This window comes from Alcanivorax sp. HI0044 (assembly GCF_001634945.1).
The window spans coordinates 1-226 of the sequence record NZ_LWEZ01000844.1 but is presented as its reverse complement, the minus strand read 5'-3'; the positions used below and the strand labels follow the sequence as shown (position 1 = coordinate 226).

Below are 226 nucleotides of genomic sequence, written 5' to 3'. Positions count from 1 at the left end.
AGTTCCGTGAGGGCTTCGCCAACCGTGCGTGCGTTGTTAAGCAGGTACAAAATCGGCCCGAAGATCGATACTCCCTGACTGAGCCCCAACTTCAGGCCGAACAACGGGTCGCCGCTGCGCGCCGCACTCAGTTTCAACAGCTCCAGAAAACGCCGGTAAGACACCAGGCCCTGAAGGTTGTCCAGAGTGTTCTCCGGCAGGCCGGCATCACGCAGCAGCTCGGTGT

At 60.2% G+C, this 226-nt stretch carries 1 protein-coding gene; it reads right to left on the bottom strand.

Annotation, left to right across the window (positions count from 1 at the left end; all coding sequences use genetic code 11):
* A partial coding sequence (locus A3730_RS09920) for an AraC family transcriptional regulator ligand-binding domain-containing protein (RefSeq protein ID WP_197477414.1) occupies positions 1–226 on the bottom strand: 226 nt, incomplete at both ends.